The 16,776-nt window shown below is 61.2% G+C and carries 14 protein-coding genes; 3 read left to right on the top strand and 11 right to left on the bottom strand.

The genetic code is table 11. The annotated features are described in order from the left end of the window. The first annotated feature begins 389 nt into the window (after nucleotides 1-389). Nucleotides 390-2,333: a M23 family metallopeptidase gene (locus GGQ66_RS20905; protein ID WP_183795313.1), complete on the top strand. Its 1,944-nt coding sequence runs from the start codon at nucleotides 390-392 to the stop codon at nucleotides 2,331-2,333. 116 nt (nucleotides 2,334-2,449) lie between these two features. Here GGQ66_RS20905 and clpB read toward each other — a convergent pair whose 3' ends face one another. The 7 genes from clpB to GGQ66_RS20940 form a co-directional block, all read right to left on the bottom strand. Continuing rightward, the gene (clpB, locus tag GGQ66_RS20910) at nucleotides 2,450-5,050 is read right to left on the bottom strand and encodes an ATP-dependent chaperone ClpB (protein WP_183795315.1); all 2,601 of its coding nucleotides are present in this window, start codon (nucleotides 5,048-5,050) and stop codon (nucleotides 2,450-2,452) included. Nucleotides 5,051-5,411: 361 nt separating this feature from the next. Further along, the gene (locus GGQ66_RS20915; RefSeq protein WP_183795317.1) at nucleotides 5,412-6,122 is read right to left on the bottom strand and encodes a DUF4167 domain-containing protein; all 711 of its coding nucleotides are present in this window, start codon (nucleotides 6,120-6,122) and stop codon (nucleotides 5,412-5,414) included. Between the two features lie 325 nt (nucleotides 6,123-6,447). After that, the gene (gene prmC, locus GGQ66_RS20920) at nucleotides 6,448-7,320 is read right to left on the bottom strand and encodes a peptide chain release factor N(5)-glutamine methyltransferase (protein WP_183795319.1); all 873 of its coding nucleotides are present in this window, start codon (nucleotides 7,318-7,320) and stop codon (nucleotides 6,448-6,450) included. After that, on the bottom strand, nucleotides 7,317-8,399 hold the full coding sequence (gene prfA / locus GGQ66_RS20925) for a peptide chain release factor 1 (RefSeq protein ID WP_183795321.1): 1,083 nt from the start codon (nucleotides 8,397-8,399) through the stop codon (nucleotides 7,317-7,319). The genes prmC and prfA overlap by 4 nt, the downstream gene beginning before the upstream one ends. 30 nt (nucleotides 8,400-8,429) lie before the next feature. After that, nucleotides 8,430-10,697, bottom strand: coding sequence for a phosphoenolpyruvate--protein phosphotransferase (gene ptsP / locus GGQ66_RS20930; protein ID WP_183795323.1), 2,268 nt, complete (start codon nucleotides 10,695-10,697; stop codon nucleotides 8,430-8,432). Nucleotides 10,698-10,783: 86 nt separating this feature from the next. Beyond that, nucleotides 10,784-12,058, bottom strand: a complete 1,275-nt coding sequence (locus GGQ66_RS20935; RefSeq protein ID WP_183795325.1) for an aspartate kinase — start codon at nucleotides 12,056-12,058, stop codon at nucleotides 10,784-10,786. Nucleotides 12,059-12,273: 215 nt separating this feature from the next. Next, nucleotides 12,274-12,591 (bottom strand): hypothetical protein, encoded by a 318-nt coding sequence (locus GGQ66_RS20940; protein ID WP_183795327.1) that lies wholly within the window; start codon nucleotides 12,589-12,591, stop codon nucleotides 12,274-12,276. Between the two features lie 72 nt (nucleotides 12,592-12,663). On the opposite strand from GGQ66_RS20940, the gene ubiG reads away from it, so the two are divergent. Further along, nucleotides 12,664-13,410 carry a bifunctional 2-polyprenyl-6-hydroxyphenol methylase/3-demethylubiquinol 3-O-methyltransferase UbiG gene (gene ubiG / locus GGQ66_RS20945; protein WP_183795329.1) on the top strand — a complete coding sequence of 249 codons (747 nt, stop codon included), beginning with the start codon at nucleotides 12,664-12,666 and terminating at the stop codon, nucleotides 13,408-13,410. Nucleotides 13,411-13,414: 4 nt separating this feature from the next. Here the strand turns inward: ubiG and GGQ66_RS20950 are convergent, their stop codons facing one another. Genes GGQ66_RS20950 through GGQ66_RS20965 form a run of 4 tightly spaced genes read right to left on the bottom strand, consistent with a single transcriptional unit; the run spans nucleotide 13,415 to nucleotide 15,790 of the window. Beyond that, the gene (locus tag GGQ66_RS20950; protein ID WP_183795331.1) at nucleotides 13,415-13,843 is read right to left on the bottom strand and encodes a DUF1178 family protein; all 429 of its coding nucleotides are present in this window, start codon (nucleotides 13,841-13,843) and stop codon (nucleotides 13,415-13,417) included. A gap of 20 nt (nucleotides 13,844-13,863) precedes the next feature. Beyond that, entirely contained in the window at nucleotides 13,864-14,694 is an 831-nt protein-coding gene (locus tag GGQ66_RS20955; RefSeq protein ID WP_183795333.1) for a carbon-nitrogen hydrolase family protein, read from the bottom strand. 1 nt (nucleotide 14,695) lies between these two features. Then, a complete protein-coding gene (gene grxC / locus GGQ66_RS20960; RefSeq protein ID WP_183795335.1) occupies nucleotides 14,696-14,959 on the bottom strand; it encodes a glutaredoxin 3 in 264 nt (87 codons plus the stop codon). A 48-nt stretch (nucleotides 14,960-15,007) separates the two neighbouring features. Next, entirely contained in the window at nucleotides 15,008-15,790 is a 783-nt protein-coding gene (locus GGQ66_RS20965) for a ComF family protein (protein ID WP_183795337.1), read from the bottom strand. Between the two features lie 62 nt (nucleotides 15,791-15,852). Here GGQ66_RS20965 and GGQ66_RS20970 point away from each other — a divergent pair, with 62 nt between their 5' ends. Beyond that, complete coding sequence (locus GGQ66_RS20970) at nucleotides 15,853-16,725, top strand: methyltransferase domain-containing protein (RefSeq protein WP_183795339.1); 873 nt, start codon at nucleotides 15,853-15,855, stop codon at nucleotides 16,723-16,725. Nucleotides 16,726-16,776: the final 51 nt, after the last annotated feature.

Genomic DNA, 16,776 nt, shown 5'->3' on the forward strand with positions numbered 1-16,776 from the left:
CCGCCAGTCTCAGGAGCGAGTTCGTCGGTCGCCAGCAGCGCCGCCGCCCTCGTCAGTGACACGGCTTATAGAACCACCACACCCAAACCGTCAACCGGGAAATTTGCCTGACTGGCACTTTTTTTATAACCATCTGAAAATAAAGAAATTTTTATAGGATCTTCGCAGCTATGCCTATACATGTGCTTGAAATGGTGTGTTTTTCCGTGGAACATCGGGATCCGGTCATCTTTTGCCCCGCGAAATCCACAATTGCCATGCACCACCGGTGTTGATGAATCGCGCATGCCCGCATGTGAGGCAGCCCGGATTTGACTCGGTAACTGGAAAGATGCACATCTTCCTGCGTTTTTACCAAGAGCAACAGCGAAAGGACCGGTACCCCTGCAATGATACCCGATCCCGCTTTGACCCGTTCGATCGGCAATGAGGCCCCGGTTCTCGCCGATGGCCGACGCGCGCCGGATCGTCGCGAAATCTCGCTGCGCTGGCTTTCGGGCACCTTTCTGACCGGCATTACCTCAAGCGTGCTGATGGGCGTCGCCCTTTTTGCAGCCCTGGACGGACGCCAGCAGCTCGGCATTCCGGCGGAAGCCTATGCCAACACCAATACGGATCACTCCGACGAGGACGTCGTGCGGGGCGGCCGCCTGTTTGCGGCAACACTGACCGCCAAGCCGACCGACCGGGCCATCATGGATGTCTCCACAGTCGTCCGCCAGGGCGACAAGGAAGTCGTGCGCCGACAGCCCTTCGCCCATGTGAAGATGGTGTTGGCCGCCAATCACGTTACCTCGGAAGACTATCCGAGCTTCAATCCGCTGACCGTCTTCTCCTCCGATGACAAGCCAAGCGCGGCGCAACCGGCACGCACGGGCACGATTTACGGCGCTGATGTCGATTCCGAAGTCAGCCTGAAGACTGTCCCCTTCCCCACGCGTCATTCCCCCTACCCGTTCACGGCATCGATGACGCTGGACGAAGTGGAGGAAAACGTCCGTACCAACGGCTCGGTGCTGACGGATGGCACAAAGCAGGTGGCCGCTCTCTATTACGTCGACCCCCGCCGCTTTGAGACGGATAATAACGATCTTGACCTGACGGCCGGCATTTCCGCCCGGGTCGTCGAGCAGAACATGACTGTGTCCGCTCCTGAGACGCTGACACCGGCCATGCCGGAATATGCCGAAGACGTGATTCCGGCCCGCGAGGACGCACCGATTGCGACCTTGCTGACGAATGCAGGTTATTCGAAAGCTCAGGCAAGCACCCTTTCAGAGGCTCTCGCCTCCAAGCTCGGGTCCGACACGCTCAGCGAAGGCAGCGTCCTGCGCGTCGGCATTTTGCAGAAGGGTGAGCAGGCAACAGTTATCCGCTGCAGCGTCTATCGCCATGCCCGACACAATCTCACTGTCGCCCTTGATGACAAGGGGCAGTATGTGCCGGGCGAGGCACCACCCGATCTCGATGCTGTCCGCACCGCGTTTGAGACCGGAGCACCGCCGGTTCAGGCCGGCCGCGACCTGCCCCGTGTTTATGACGGCATCTATCGCGCCGCTCTCTCTTACGGCATGAACCAGGCGATGACCCAGCGCGTCATCAAGCTTCTGGCCAGCAGCGTCGATTTTCAGGCCCAGTTAAAGCCGACCGATACGCTCGAAGCCTTCTTCTCCGTGTCGGGCGATGACGGCAAGGCGACCAAGGATTCCGAGCTTCTTTATGTGAATGCCCATTTCGGCGATACTGCCACACGCTTTTATCGTTTCCAGGACCCGTCCGACAATTCCGTCGATTACTTTGATGAGAATGGCAAGAGCATCCGGCAGTTCCTGCTGAGAAACCCGGTGCCGAACGGCATTTTCAAATCGCCCTTCGGCATGCGCCGACACCCGATCCTTGGTTTTGCCCGTATGCATACCGGCGTCGACTGGGCTGCCCCGCGTGGCACGCCGATCATCGCAGCGGGCAATGGCACGGTCGAAAAGGCAAGCTGGGATTCCGGCGGTTACGGCAACCAGACCCTCATTCGCCATGCCAACGGCTATGTCAGCTCCTACAACCACCAGAGCGCGATCGCCAAGGGCGTGAAACCCGGCGCACAGGTTCGCCAGGGTCAGGTGATCGGCTGGGTCGGCTCCACCGGCCTTTCCACCGGTCCGCATCTGCATTACGAACTGATCGTCAATGGCAACAAGGTCGATCCGTTGAAGATCCGCCTGCCGGGTGGCAAGTCGCTGGAAGGCGAAGCTCTGGCCAAGTTCCAGGAAGAACGCAAACGCATCGATGCCCTGCTGAACACAACCGACAAGTCTAAGCAGGTTGCCAGCAAGTAAGCCGTGACGACCAAAGCCGCGCTACAAACGCTCTCACTGAAAAGTGCAACCGGGAAAGAAGCTGAATACGAAAATGGCGGCCCGACGGCCGCCATTCTGTTTCATGTACCCGGTGATCAGGCCGCCTGGTTAAGCGTCTTGCCAACCCTGAGCAAAAGCCTGTCGGACCCCGCCGTAACATGCACGGTCGAACCATCCGGCACCTCGCCGCCAAGGATCATTTCGGCCAGACGATCCTGAACTTCCTTCTGGATCACCCGCTTCAGGGGACGGGCGCCATAAGCGGGATCGTAACCCTTGTTGGCAAGCCAGGTGCGGGCATCCGCCTGCAGATCAAGCGTCACCTTGCGGTCGGACAGAAGCGAGGTCAGACGGCGGAGCTGGATATCGACGATTGCACCCATCTCATCTCGCCGCAGGCGGTGGAAGAGGATGATGTCGTCGATACGGTTCAGGAATTCCGGCCGGAAATGCGAGCGAACCCGCTCCATCACCAGTTCGCGAACCGAGTTCGTATCGTCATTGTCGCCCATCTGCGTCAGGAACTCGGAACCGAGGTTCGAGGTCATGATGATGATGGTGTTCTTGAAGTCGACCGTGCGGCCCTGACCGTCAGTCAAACGACCATCGTCCAGCACCTGCAACAGGATGTTGAAGACATCCGGATGCGCCTTCTCGATTTCATCGAACAGCACGACCTGATAGGGCCGACGGCGAACGGCTTCCGTCAGCGCGCCGCCCTCCTCGTAGCCGACATAGCCGGGAGGCGCACCGATCAGCCGGGCCACGGAGTGCTTCTCCATGTATTCCGACATGTCGAGGCGCACCATGGCGGTGTCGTCATCGAACAGGAAGCGCGCGAGCGACTTCGTCAGTTCCGTCTTGCCGACGCCCGTGGGGCCAAGGAAAATGAACGAGCCGATCGGCCGGTTGGGGTCCTGAAGCCCGGCGCGCGAACGACGCACCGCCTTGGAAACGGCCTGAACCGCCTCGCCCTGACCGACGACGGATTTCGCCAGTTCGTCTTCCATGCGCAGCAGCTTTTCCCGCTCACCTTCAAGCATCCGGTCCACCGGAATACCGGTCCAGCGCGACACGACCTGAGCGATGTTGTCGGCACTCACCACTTCCTGCACCATTGAAGAGGCCGAGCTTTCACGGCTTTCGGCGTCCTTCAGTTCCTTTTCAAGGCCCGGAATGATACCGTAAGTCAGTTCGCCCGCCCGCTGGAACTGACCGTTGCGCTGGGCAATCGCCAGTTCGTTACGCGCTTCTTCAAGCTGCTTCTTCAGATCGGCGGCCAGGCCGAGCTTCTGCTTTTCCGCCTGCCAGCGAGCTGTCAGCGCATCCGCTTCCTCCTCGATATGGGCAAGCTCTTCCTCCAGCTTGTGCAGCCGGTCGGCCGAAGCGGTGTCGGTTTCCTTCTTCAGGGCCTCGCGCTCGATCTTGAGTTGCATGATGCGGCGATCGAGTTCGTCCAGCTCTTCCGGCTTGGAGTCCACCTGCATGCGAACCCGCGATGCCGCCTCGTCCATCAGGTCGATGGCCTTGTCCGGCAGGAAGCGGTCAGTGATATAGCGGTTGGACAGCGTGGCCGAAGCGACCAGTGCCGAATCCGAGATGCGGACCTTGTGGTGCTGCTCGTACTTTTCCTTCAGACCGCGCAGGATCGAGATCGTGTCCTCGACCGTCGGCTCCGTGACCATGACCGGCTGGAAGCGACGGGCAAGAGCCGGGTCCTTTTCCACATGCTTGCGATATTCATCGAGTGTGGTCGCACCGACGCAATGCAACTCGCCGCGGGCAAGGGCCGGCTTCAGCAGGTTGGAGGCATCCATGGCGCCATCAGCCTTGCCGGCACCCACCAGCGTGTGCATCTCATCGATGAACAGGATGATGTTGCCGTTTTCGGACTGGACTTCGCTGAGAACCGCTTTCAGGCGCTCTTCAAACTCACCGCGATATTTCGCGCCGGCAATCAACGCACCCATGTCGAGCGCCATCAACTGCTTTTCCTTGAGGCTTTCCGGCACGTCGCCATTGACGATGCGCAACGCCAGACCTTCGACGATGGCCGTCTTGCCCACGCCGGGTTCACCGATCAGAACCGGATTGTTCTTGGTACGGCGCGACAGAACCTGAATCGTGCGGCGAATTTCATCGTCGCGACCGATGACCGGGTCGAGCTTGCCTTCTCGGGCCTCGCTGGTCAGGTCACGCGCATATTTCTTCAACGCATCATAGCCCTGTTCGGCGCTCGCATTGTCGGCGGTGCGGCCCTTGCGCAACTCGTTGATAACGGTATTCAGCGCATTCGGCGTCAAACCGGCCTTCTTGAGAGAGGCGGAGGTCGAGGCCGAGGATTCGATCAGAAGCGCCAGAAGCAGGCGTTCGACGGTAACGAAACTGTCGCCGGCCTTCTTGGCTGCGTCTTCTGCGGTCGAGAACACCCGCGCCAAAGGCTGCGTCAGAGACAGGCCGCCATTGCCACCGGAAACCTTCGGCAGCTTGGCAAGTGCTGCATCATTGGCGATCTTCGCTTCCTTGGCGTTACCGCCAGCGCGCTCGATCAACGCGGACGCCATGCCCTGATCGTCATCGAGCAATACTTTCAGCACATGCTCAGGCGTGAACTGCTGATGACCTTCAGACAAAGCATGGGTCTGGGCCGATTGCAGAAAACCACGCACACGCTCGGAATATTTTTCGATATTCATTAAAACACCTCCAGTAGCCACCCTGCCCTTGCTGGCACAGAATGACGGTTCCAAGGATAAGGCTCCCTCATGCGGCAAGCCCCGGACGAACCCTTCGGTCCATCCCTCGACCGAGATATGGGAGGGAATATATTCCGTTTAAAGAGCCCATTACATCGAAAATTGCCGCAGGCTGTCGCAGGTGTTCAAACTGTTCAAATCATCAACGGAATAGAAAACTCCTTATGCGCTCAACGGAACACATCAACCCGCCACAGCAATGAACAACGCAGAAGAGTGCCCCAATAAACCTGCAAACAAAAACAAAGGGCTGGCCACGAGATGCGACCAGCCCTTTAGTCATAAAATATTATCTAAGCGCTTACTCGGCAACCACCGGCTGCTGTGCTTCGCCGGCGGGCTCGCCGCCCTCGGCAGTGCCTTCAGCCGCTTCCTTGCGGCGCGGCGTGCGGCGCGGGCGGGCGGCGGCTGAGCGGCGGCGGCTCTGGCCACGTTCGCGGCCCTGACCATCCGCATTCGCTTCTTCCTCGGCAGCAACCACCTCGGCCGGCACGTCCTCGATCACTGGCTGCGGACCGGTTCCGTCGATCACGACAGGTGCGGGCGCTGGAGCAGGCCGTGGAGCCGGAGCAGGCCGCGGCGTCGGCGCGGGGGTCTGCACGACAACGGGAGCGACATTTTCCGTCTCGTTCGACAGATCGCCGTCTTCGTCGCGGTCATAGCTGTCGCGCTCATTGAATTCGTTGCGATCTTCGCGCTGGAACCGTTCCTGCATCTGGGCCTGGGCGGCGGCAATGATGCGGTTATAGTGTTCGGCATGCTGAAGATAGTTTTCGGCCATGACGCGGTCGCCCGAGCTTTGGGCGTCGCGAGCAAGGGCTCCGTACTTTTCCGCAATGTGCTGGGCCGTACCGCGAATTTTCACATCCGGGCCAGAGCTGTCATAGGTCCGCGTCAGCGGATTTTGGCCCTTGCGGTTGAAGTTACCGTTGTTGCCGTTATTGCCGTTGTTATTATTGTTATTGTTGTTGCCACGCCCGCGACCACGCTTGTTCTGCTGTCCTGGCCTCATAGATCGGTCACCTGAACTCTTTTCCGTTCTCTTCGCATAAGCCACCAGACTGGCGCGAACATGCCGCCCAGACCTGACAGGCCATCGAGGAACCTTGCGAAACCTTCGTTCGCCCTGATGAAAGTCAAATTATTGATTCACGCACCGGGAAATGTTCACCCTGCCGTATCTCAAGAGAAGACGGACCCGAGGTCTATTCCAACCCGAACGAATCGCCGTTCATTCCCAGTTACCCTGTGCGTCGTTTCACGCTAGCCGCTTTCCTCAACGAATCCAAGTGTTTTCTTGAAAGATTCGAAAAGAGCTTTCGCAGTCGCAGCAAGTTTCAAGACGCCTTCGCGACAAAGACGAGAACACGGTCATTTCCACCGTAATCCCGCGCTGCCTCGATCAAGCGAAACCCTTCCGCATCGAACAGTTTCGAAACAGACTGATGCTGATCGTAGCCGATTTCGACGCCGATAATCCCGTCAGGCTCGAGATAACTTGAAGCTCCAGTTGCAATGCGCCGGTAGGCTTCAAGCCCATCCGGCCCGCCATCAAGAGCAAGAGCGGGATCGAAATCCCTGACTTCCCTCTCCAGACCGGCAACCACATCCGTCCTTATATAGGGGGGATTCGACACGATTATGTCGAAACAGCCATGAACGGCAGAAAACCAGTCACTTTCCACTACCCGAAAACGCGCAACGAGCCCGTTGGCCTCGGCGTTGGCCTGCGCCGTCCGCAAGGCACCGGTTGCCGCATCGACACCAACGCCCGTCGCCTGCGGGCATTCGGCAAGCAACGCGAGCAGAATGGCTCCGGTGCCCGTGCCGAGGTCGAGAATGCGCACATGCCCCTTCGTCTCAGCGATGCGTTGGACATGGGGCAGCATGCGATCTACCAGAATTTCCGTGTCGGGCCGTGGCTCGAGCGTTTCCGGTGAAAGCGCAAGCGTCAGACCATAGAATTCACGTCTACCGAGGATACGATGGACCGGCTCACGCGCCCTGCGCCGCTCCAGTGCATCGACAACACGGGCGAACTCCTCGTCGCCCACCGGTCGGTCGCCCTGCGTGAGAAGCGCCGTCGGTGAAAGGTCGAGAAGACCGGCGAGCAGAACCCGCGCATCTGCTGCCGGATCGTATACCCCGGCCTCACCAAGCCCGCGCCGCAACCAGGCCTGAAGGGCAGCCAGCGTCTGCGGTCGCGTCACAGGCCGGTCTCGCCAAGCCGGGCAAGCTGGTCGGCCTGGTGATCGGCCACCAGCGCGTCGATCACCTCGTCGATTTCGCCCATCATGATGCGGTCGAGCTTGTAGAGCGTGAGGTCGATGCGATGATCGGTCACACGGCCCTGCGGGAAATTATAGGTGCGAATGCGCTCGGAGCGATCGCCGGAACCGACCTGCGCCCGACGATCGGCGGAACGCTCGCTGTCAGCGCGCTGACGTTCGATATCGTAGAGACGGGAACGCAGAACCTGCATTGCCTTGGCGCGGTTCTGGTGCTGGGATTTCTCCGAGGAGGTGACGATCAACCCGGTCGGCAGATGGGTGATACGCACCGCCGAGTCCGTTGTATTGACGTGCTGTCCGCCAGCACCCGACGATCGCATTGTATCGATGCGAATATCCTCAGGGCGGATCTCGATGTCGATATCCTCCGCCTCCGGCAGAACCGCAACGGTGGCGGCTGAGGTATGAATGCGCCCGCTCGCTTCCGTTTCCGGCACGCGCTGCACACGATGCACGCCGGATTCGAACTTCAGCTTGGCGAACACGCCGCGCCCGGAAATCGTCGCGATGATTTCCTTGAAACCGCCGGCTTCCCCCTCGCTCGATGAAAGGACTTCGACCTTCCAGCCATGGGCCGCCGCGTAGCGCTCATACATGCGGAACAGATCACCGGCAAACAGTGCGGCTTCCGAACCGCCGGTTCCAGCACGGATTTCGAGGATCGCGCTCTTTTCGTCGGCTGCATCCTTTGGCAGAAGCAGAATACGGATTTCGCCTTCCAGTGCCGCAATCTTCTCGCGCACCTCCGGCAATTCCTCCTCGGCCAGCGCCCGCATCTCGCGGTCGCCATCCTTCTCGGCCAGCAACGCCTCGAGATCTGCCACCTCCGCTTCAGCACGCTGATAGTCGCGGATGGTCTTCACCACCGGCTGCAACTCGGAATATTCGGCGGCCAGCTTCACATAGACATCCGCCGCCGGGCCGGCCGACATGCGCGCTTCGACCTCGCCAAAGCGACGCTCAAGCTCGCGCATTTTCTCGACGGGAAGTTTCGCCACCCTCTGCTCCAGAATGTCTGTTGTGTCTTGTTAAACCGGGATGTTGTTACGCTCGGCAAACAGCGTCAGCAGTTCCCGAACCGGCACCACCGGATGCGGATCGTCAAGCGCTGCATGCAGCTCTTCGGAGAGCCCATCCACATCCAGCCCCAACAGCATGGCCTTCACCGGACCAATGGCTGTCGGTACCATGGAAACCGCGCGGAAACCGATGCCGATCAGCGCCATGGCGGCCAGCGGCTTGCCCGCCATTTCGCCGCACAGCGTCACCGGCGTCCCGTTCCTGTCACCGGCCCGCACGATATCGCGCAGGATGCGCAGGAACGGACGGCCGAGAATGTCAAACCGGTCAGCAACGCGGGCATTGCCGCGATCGACCGCCATCGAGAACTGGAACAGGTCATTCGAACCGACGGAGACGAAATCGACCTCCTGCATCAGTTCGTCGATCTGCCAAAGCAGGGCGGGAACCTCCAGCATGGCGCCGAGCTTCAGCGTGCGCGGCAGACGATGGCCGAATTTCGAAAGATGCTGCACTTCCTTGCGCAGGATCTCGCGCACGGTCCGCACCTCGGCAACCTCGGTCACCATGGGCAACATCATCTTCAGCTCACCGCCGGCAGATGCCTTCAATAGCGCACGGAGCTGGGTACGAAGAAGACCCGGCCGGTCGAGCGCCAGACGGATGGCCCGCCAGCCGAGCGCCGGGTTTTCTTCCTCATGGCCGCGGAAGTAAGGCACGACCTTGTCGCCGCCGATATCGAGTGTGCGGAAGGTTACCGGCTGCTTGCCGGCCTGCCGCAGAACCGAGCGGTAGAAGATTTCCTGCTCGTCGGCTTTCGGCATGGTCGAGGCGATCATAAACTGCAACTCGGTGCGGAACAGGCCGATACCATCGGCACCGGATTCCGAAAGCTGCGGCAGATCGACGAGAAGGCCGGCATTCATCAGCATGCTGATGCGCTTGCCATCCTTCGTCACGGGATCGACGGTGCGCAAAGCGCGGAACTGCTCCTGCCGCTTGGCGCGCAGCTTGACCTTCTCCTCGTAGGCACGCTGCAGATCGACCACCGGACGCAGATGAACCTGCCCCTCGTCACCATCGATGATGATCGCATCGCCGTTTTCGGCAAGCGCCACGATACCAACCGCCTGCCCGACGACCGGAATGCCCATCGCGCGGGCCACAATGACGACGTGGCTCGTCACCGCGCCTTCTTCCAGAATGAGACCGCGCAGACTGTTGCGCGGATAATCCAGAAGCTCGGCAGCGCCCATGGCGCGCGCCAGAATGACGGCATCGGTCGGGAAACTGTCGCCGGAAAGGCGGCCGGAATGACCCGTCAACTGCCGGAGAAGCCGGTTGGCCAGATCCTCGAAGTCGTGCATCCGCTCGCGCAGATAGGGATCGGTCAGGCGCATCATCCGCGCCTTCGTGTCGCTCTGCACCTTTTCGACGGCCGCTTCCGCCGTCAGGCCGTTGCGAATCGCCTCTTCCATGCGCCGCACCCAGCCCTGATCGTGGGCGAACATGCGGAAGGTTTCCAGCACTTCACGATGCTCACCTTCCATCGGCACGTCGCGACGCGACAGCATGTCATCGATGGAAATGCGCAGCGAACCGAGCGCTTCGGCCAGACGCAGGATTTCCTTTTCGGCATCCTCGTTCAGCAGGTTGGTGACGACGATGCGCGGCTCATGCAGCACGACGCGCCCGAGCCCGATTCCTTCGTTATAGGCATCGCCCTCGATGGTCACGGGCCGCGACAGGTCGAGTTCGACACCGGGGCGGGTGATCTTCTTGAGGTCGCCTGTGGCGATGATCTCGGCAAGGATCATCGCGGTCGTTTCGAGCGCCTCGACCTCATCTTCGCGATAATTGCGCTGCGCCTTGTTCTGAACGGTCAGAACGCCGAGCGTGCGACCGGCGCGCAGGATCGGCACCCCGAGGAAGGACTGGAAGATTTCTTCACCGGTTTCCGGCAGATAGCGGAAGGCCGGATGCGCCTGGGCATCGGAAAGGTTGAGGGGTTGCGCGGCTGCCGCAATCGTACCGACCAGACCCTGCCCCATCTTGAGCTGGGCAAGGTGAACGGCATCCTTGTTCAGACCTTCGGTTGCGTAGAGTTCGAGAACCCCGTCCGAACGCAAAACGTAGACCGAGCACACTTCGGCCACCATGTTCTGCGCAATCTGCAGAACGATCTGGTCCAGCCGCTCCTGTGGCTCGAGCGGTTCCGCCATCAACTCGCGCAACCGCTTGAGAAGAACGCGCGGACCCATGGAAAGGTCTCTCATCGCCTGGCGCTCCCGAAAACAAGGTCTATTTCCGGAAAACCCCCGTCGCTACCTGCGATTCGCCGACGGGGAATAACCGGCGTGAATCACTTTTTATCGAGGCCGTAGGCGGAATGCAAAGTCCGGACTGCAAGTTCCGTGTATGCGCCGTCGATCAGCACCGAAATCTTGATTTCCGAGGTGGTGATGGCCTTGATGTTGATGCCTTTTTCGGCAACTGCGCGGAAAGCGGTTGCGGCAACGCCCGCATGGCTGCGCATGCCGACACCGATGACCGAAACCTTGGCGAGCCCCGATTCGCTCTGCACAACGTCGAAGCCGATCTTTTCCTTGTTGGCAGTCAGCACCGTCATGGCCTTTTCCAGATCACCCGAGGGCACAGTGAAGGTCATGTCGGTATGGGTGCCGTCCTCGGAAATGTTCTGGACGATCATGTCGACGTTGATGTGGGCTTCAGCCAGCGGGCCGAAGATCGCGGCGGAAACGCCCGGCCGGTCGGAAAGACGGCGCAGCGAAATCTGGGCTTCATCCTTGGCGTAGGCAATACCGGTTACGACTTCCTGTTCCACGATTTCATCCTCGTCACAAATCAGCGTGCCGGGCGGGTTCAGAAGGTCGCCCATGCCCGGCGCATCGGGATCTTCAAAGCTGGAGCGGACGAAGGTGCGCACCTTGTGCACCATCGCCAGCTCAACGGAGCGTACCTGCAGCACCTTGGCGCCAAGCGATGCCATTTCGAGCATTTCCTCGAAGGCGATCTTCTTCAGGCGGCGCGCCTTCGGCTCGATGCGCGGATCGGTCGTGTAAACGCCGTCCACGTCGGTATAGATATCGCAACGGTCGGCCTTGACGGCGGCGGCGATGGCAACAGCAGAAGTGTCAGAGCCGCCGCGACCGAGGGTCGCAATGCGATTGTCGGGCCCAAGCCCCTGGAAGCCGGCGATCACAGCCACCTGACCCTCGCCCATACGGCGAATGATATCCGAACCGTCGATTTCGAGAATACGGGCGGCACCGTGGGCGTTGTCGGTGCGGATCGGGATCTGCCAGCCCTGCCAGGAGCGGGCATTGATGTCCATCGACTGCAGCGTGATGGCCAGAAGGCCGGACGTGACCTGTTCGCCCGAGGCGACCACGGCGTCGTATTCGCGCGCGTCATAGAACGGGGACGTGGCGCCAGCCACCTTGGGCGCATCCTGAACCCAGCCGACGAGTTCGTTGGTCTTCCCAGACATCGCGGACACGACAACTGCCACTTCGTGGCCGGCATCGACTTCACGTCTCACATGGCGGGCGACGTTATGAATGCGTTCCAGATTGGCGACGGACGTGCCGCCGAACTTCATCACGATGCGAGCCATGGCCTTGATTCCGGTATTCCGACAGACGCCTTCTGAAGAAGGCTTTCACCAACAAAGCCGCCCTCTGGCAGGCAGGGGCAGCGGTCGGCGTGTCTCATAGCGAAAACGGGCCCCGGGCGCAATGGCATCCAGCCCCGCAAGCGGCGGCATTTTGACAATCGGCACCGGCATTCCGGCGTAGAAGGCGGCAAGCAGCGCCGCATGATGCCGTTCGGTCACAATTCCTTCTTGCGCTTGTAGGGCATGGTCATGACTGCCGTGCCCACCACAACGCTGCCGAAGGTGAGCGCCAGCGGCACGAAAAGCAGAAGTGCGCTGACGAAAGGATGGCGCGCGCGCACCAGGTGCGTCCAAAGGCCGCCAATGTCGAAAAAGAGCAGGCTCGCCGCCAGAACCACGCCTATGCCCATGCCGAAAAGCGCGTTGATGGCCAGAAACCGCAGCATGTCCCAATGGTCCTGCCGCGCCTCCTCGGGCGTGAGGTCATAGCGGTCATAGACGCGTTTTTCGTCCTTGTCCTTCTCCTCCGCCATGTTGCCTCTCCTCGCCTCTTGACTTCACGTCGTCATCGTCCGACTTCATACCACGAATTGAAGGAGCAGACCATGAGCGAAACAGCGCGCACGACCATCGACCAGACCGAAGTGGACCGCTTCTCGGCCATGGCGGCGGAATGGTGGAGCCCGACCGGCAAGTTCCGCCCGCTGCACAAGTTCAACCCTGTCCGCCTCGGCTATATCCGCGACAAGGCCTGCGCCCATTTCGGCCGCGATCCTAAATCCGCCCGCCCGCTGGAGGGCCTGCGGGTTCTCGATATCGGCTGCGGCGGCGGTCTGCTTTCGGAACCGGTGGCCCGCATGGGCGCAAACGTTCTGGGCGCGGATGCCTCGGAAAAGAACATCGGCATTGCCAGAACCCACGCAACCCAGACGGGCGTTGCGGTTGATTACCGTGCTGTGACGGCCGAGGCGCTGGCGGAGGCCGGCGAAACCTTCGATATCGTCCTCAACATGGAAGTGGTGGAACACGTCGCCGACGTGGAATTCTTCATCCGCACCTGCGCCTCCATGGTGCGGCCCGGCGGCATGATGCTGATCGCCACCATCAACCGCACGCTGAAGGCCAGGGCGCTCGCCATTTTCGCGGCGGAAGTGGTCCTGCGCTGGCTGCCGCGCGGCACGCATCAATATGAAAAGCTGGTAACACCGGAAGAGCTGGAAGCCCCGCTTCTGGCCAGCGGCATGGAAATCGTCGAAAAGAACGGCGTGTTCTACAACGTGCTGCACGACCGGTGGAATCTTTCGGCAGATACCGACGTCAACTACATGCTGCTGGCAAAACGCCCCGCTTGACGTTTCAGTTCACGTCGTCCGGAAGTACCGGCAGCGGCGCGACTGCAATGCCCTCTTCCAGCAATTCGCGCGCCTCATCTGGGCTTGCCTGACCTATGATGCCGCGCGTTTCCGTCTCGCCGTAATGGATGCGCCGCGCCTCTTCCGGGAAGCGCTCGCCGACATCCTCGGAATTGGCCTTGATCTCGGCAACGACGGCCTTGATCTTGGCCACGACTTCCTTCTGAGCGGTCTCCATGGCCAGCGCCTGCTGCGCCTCCTTCTGCCGCGCAGTGGACACGGAGGGCGCCATCAACGCCTTGGAGACGGTTTTCGATCCGCACACGGGACAGCTCACCAGCCCGCGCTCCATCTGGCTGTCGAAATCGGCGCTGCCGGAAAACCAGCCCTCGAAGCCGTGGCCGCTCTCGCATGTCAGGGTATAACGGATCACCTGGACCTCTCTCCCGGCCCTCAGACCGCATCCACGAGCGCAAAATCGCGCGAATTCCTGAGGTTCGGAATTTTCGCCCGGGCGGCAGCCACTGCGGCAATATCGATTTCAGCGACCAGAACCGCCTCGCCCGTGCCCCCGGCTTCCGCCACAACCTTGCCCCAGGGATCAACGATAATCGAATGGCCGTAGGTCTCGCGACCGTCCTCGTGCACGCCGGCCTGCGCGGCAGAAATCATGAAAGCGCCATTCTCGATGGCGCGAGCCCGTTGCAGGATGCTCCAGTGCGCTTCGCCCGTCTGGCGGGTAAAGGCAGCCGGCGCCGTCAGGATTTCAGCGCCGGCCAACGCCTGCGCGCGGAAAAGATGCGGGAACCGCACGTCGTAGCACACCGCCATCCCCAGCTTTGCAAAGGGCAGGGCAATCACCCTCGCCTCGCAGCCGGGTTGATAGGTCGCGCTTTCCCGCCAGCTTTCGCCATTGTCGAGGTCCACGTCGAACATATGGATCTTGTCGTAGCTGGCGATTTTCTGCCCGTCCGGCCCGAACAGAAGCGCCCGGTTGGCGACCTTGCCTTCGCCGAGATCGATAGCGGTCGAGCCGATATGCAAATGGATGTTCAGTTCCCGTGCCAGTTCGGAAGCGGCCTTCGCCACCAGATCCGTCTCTTCAGGGCGGATCGAGGCAAACAGGGCCTTGCGGTTGCGCTGAAGCGAGCCGGTCATTTCCGGTGTCTGGATGTAGATCGCGCCTTGGCCGGCGGCATCGCGCACCAGTGCTTTCAGCGTCTCGACATTGCGCTCCACATCCATTCCGGAACACATCTGGATGGCGGCGACCTTGATGCTCATCTCAGGCCTCCTCAGCCAGAAGCGGATCGAGCTTTCCGGCACGATCGAGCGCATGCAGATCGTCGCAGCCGCCCACATGCTTGCCGTTGATGAAAATCTGCGGGAAGGTCGAGCCGCCGTTGGCGCGTTCGATCATCTCCTTGCGCAGATCCGGGGAATAGGTGGCGTCCTTCTCCTCGAAATCGACGCCCTTGGAGGCGAGCAACGCCTTGGCGCGCGCGCAATAACCGCAATATTCCCGTGTGTAGATCGTTACCGACACCATCATCTTCTCCGCACCTGCGGCCAGCGGTCGCAGGCCTTGTTCAATCTGTCATATAGGACCGCCAAGCGCCATTGCAAAGGTCAAAACCGTGACCTCCGCAGCACCCGCCCGCTTCAGCGCCCGGGCAGCCGAAGAAACGGTCGCACCCGTCGTATACACGTCGTCGATCAGCAGGATGTGCTTGCCGCGCACATCGTCCAGACACCGCTTGTTGACCCGGAAAGCGCCGCGCACATTCGCCGCCCGGCGGCGGGCCGAAAGGCCGACCTGCCGCCGGGTCGGCTTGATACGCTGGAGCGCGCTCGCCAGAAGCGGCTTGCCGGCGGCCTTCGCCAGAGCCCGCGCCAGTTCCGCCGACTGGTTGAAGCGCCGCGACAGCAGGCGTCGGGCGTGCAGCGGAACCGGCACGATAGCGTCGCAGGCTTGCGCATAACCATCACTGGCCCGGAGCATCCACGCCGCCATCATCGGCGCCAGATCGGTGCGGTCACGGTATTTGAGGCCATGCACGAGGTTGCGCGCCACGCCCTCATGCAACGCCACTGCCCGCAGCCGATCGAAGACGGGCGGGTGAGCAAGCGCGGCCGGGCTCAGCATCCCGTCTCCCTCGTCGCGCTTGAACGGCATGCCCAGCGCCTCGCAATAGGGACGCTCGATAAACCGCATCGAAGCCCAGCAGGACGGACAAAGTGCCTGATGGCGGGCCGTCGCCCTGCCGCAACCGGCACAGTGGGGCGGATAGACGAGATCGACAGCCGAAGCCACCCACCGCCGCAGCAGGGTGCGAAGGGCCGTACCGGGCCTTGGAAATGCAGAGGTCTCGTCACTCATATCTTGACAATAAGCGAGGTGTGGCGCCTTTGCGAAGTCCCAACATTCGGGAGCGGAAATCCATGGACCTTCTCTTCGATCAGGCACTTGTCGCCGCCAACCGCCGCCGCGCCCTCAAGGCGGGCGACCCGCGCGCCGCCTTCCTGATTGACCTTGCCGCGCAAGAGATCGCGGAGCGCCTGTCCGTCGTCGAACGCAGTTTCGAAAAGGGCGTTGAACTGTTTGGCGTCACCGGGGCGACCGCCGCCGCCTGCCTCGGCACCGGCAAGGTCGGCGCCATGCAGCGCATAGAGTTGCAGGACACGGGCGCAACGGGCGATCTGACAGAGGCCCCGCTCGAAACCCTGCCGCTTGCTCCCCGCTCGGTCAATCTTGTCGTCTCCCCGCTCAACCTGCATGTTACCAACGACACGCCGGGCGTGTTCGTCCAGATCAACCGCGCACTGGTTCCTGACGGGCTGTTTCTGGCCGCCATTCCCGGCTCGGGTACGTTGCAGGAATTGCGGGAGGTCCTTCTGGAGACGGAGGCCGAACTGACCGGCGGCGCAAGCCCCCGTGTCATCCCTTTCGCCGATGTGCGCGATATCGGCGCGCTTCTCCAGCGGGCAGGCTTTGCCCTGCCCGTGGTCGACATGGAAAACTACACGGTGCGCTACGATACGCTGTTCGGCCTGATGAAGGATTTGCGCGCCATGGGCATGGCCAATCCACTTGCCGGGCGCAGCCGCAAGCCCCTGACCCGCGCCTTTTTCCTCAGGGCCGCCGAACTTTATGCGGAACGCCACTCCGACCCGGACGGTCGCATCCGCGCCACTTTCTCGATTCTCTACGTCTCCGCCTGGTCGCCCCACGAAAGCCAGCAGAAGCCGTTGAAACCCGGCTCGGCCCGCATGCGCCTCTCGGATGCGCTGAAAGCAGCGGAAGGCAAGAACTGACAACAAAGCCGGCGCGAACATCTGCCCTGCGCTGGCTTTGTTCAATCCTTA

The organism is Allorhizobium borbori (genome assembly GCF_014196535.1).
Taxonomy (GTDB): Bacteria; Pseudomonadota; Alphaproteobacteria; order Rhizobiales; family Rhizobiaceae; genus Ectorhizobium; species Ectorhizobium borbori.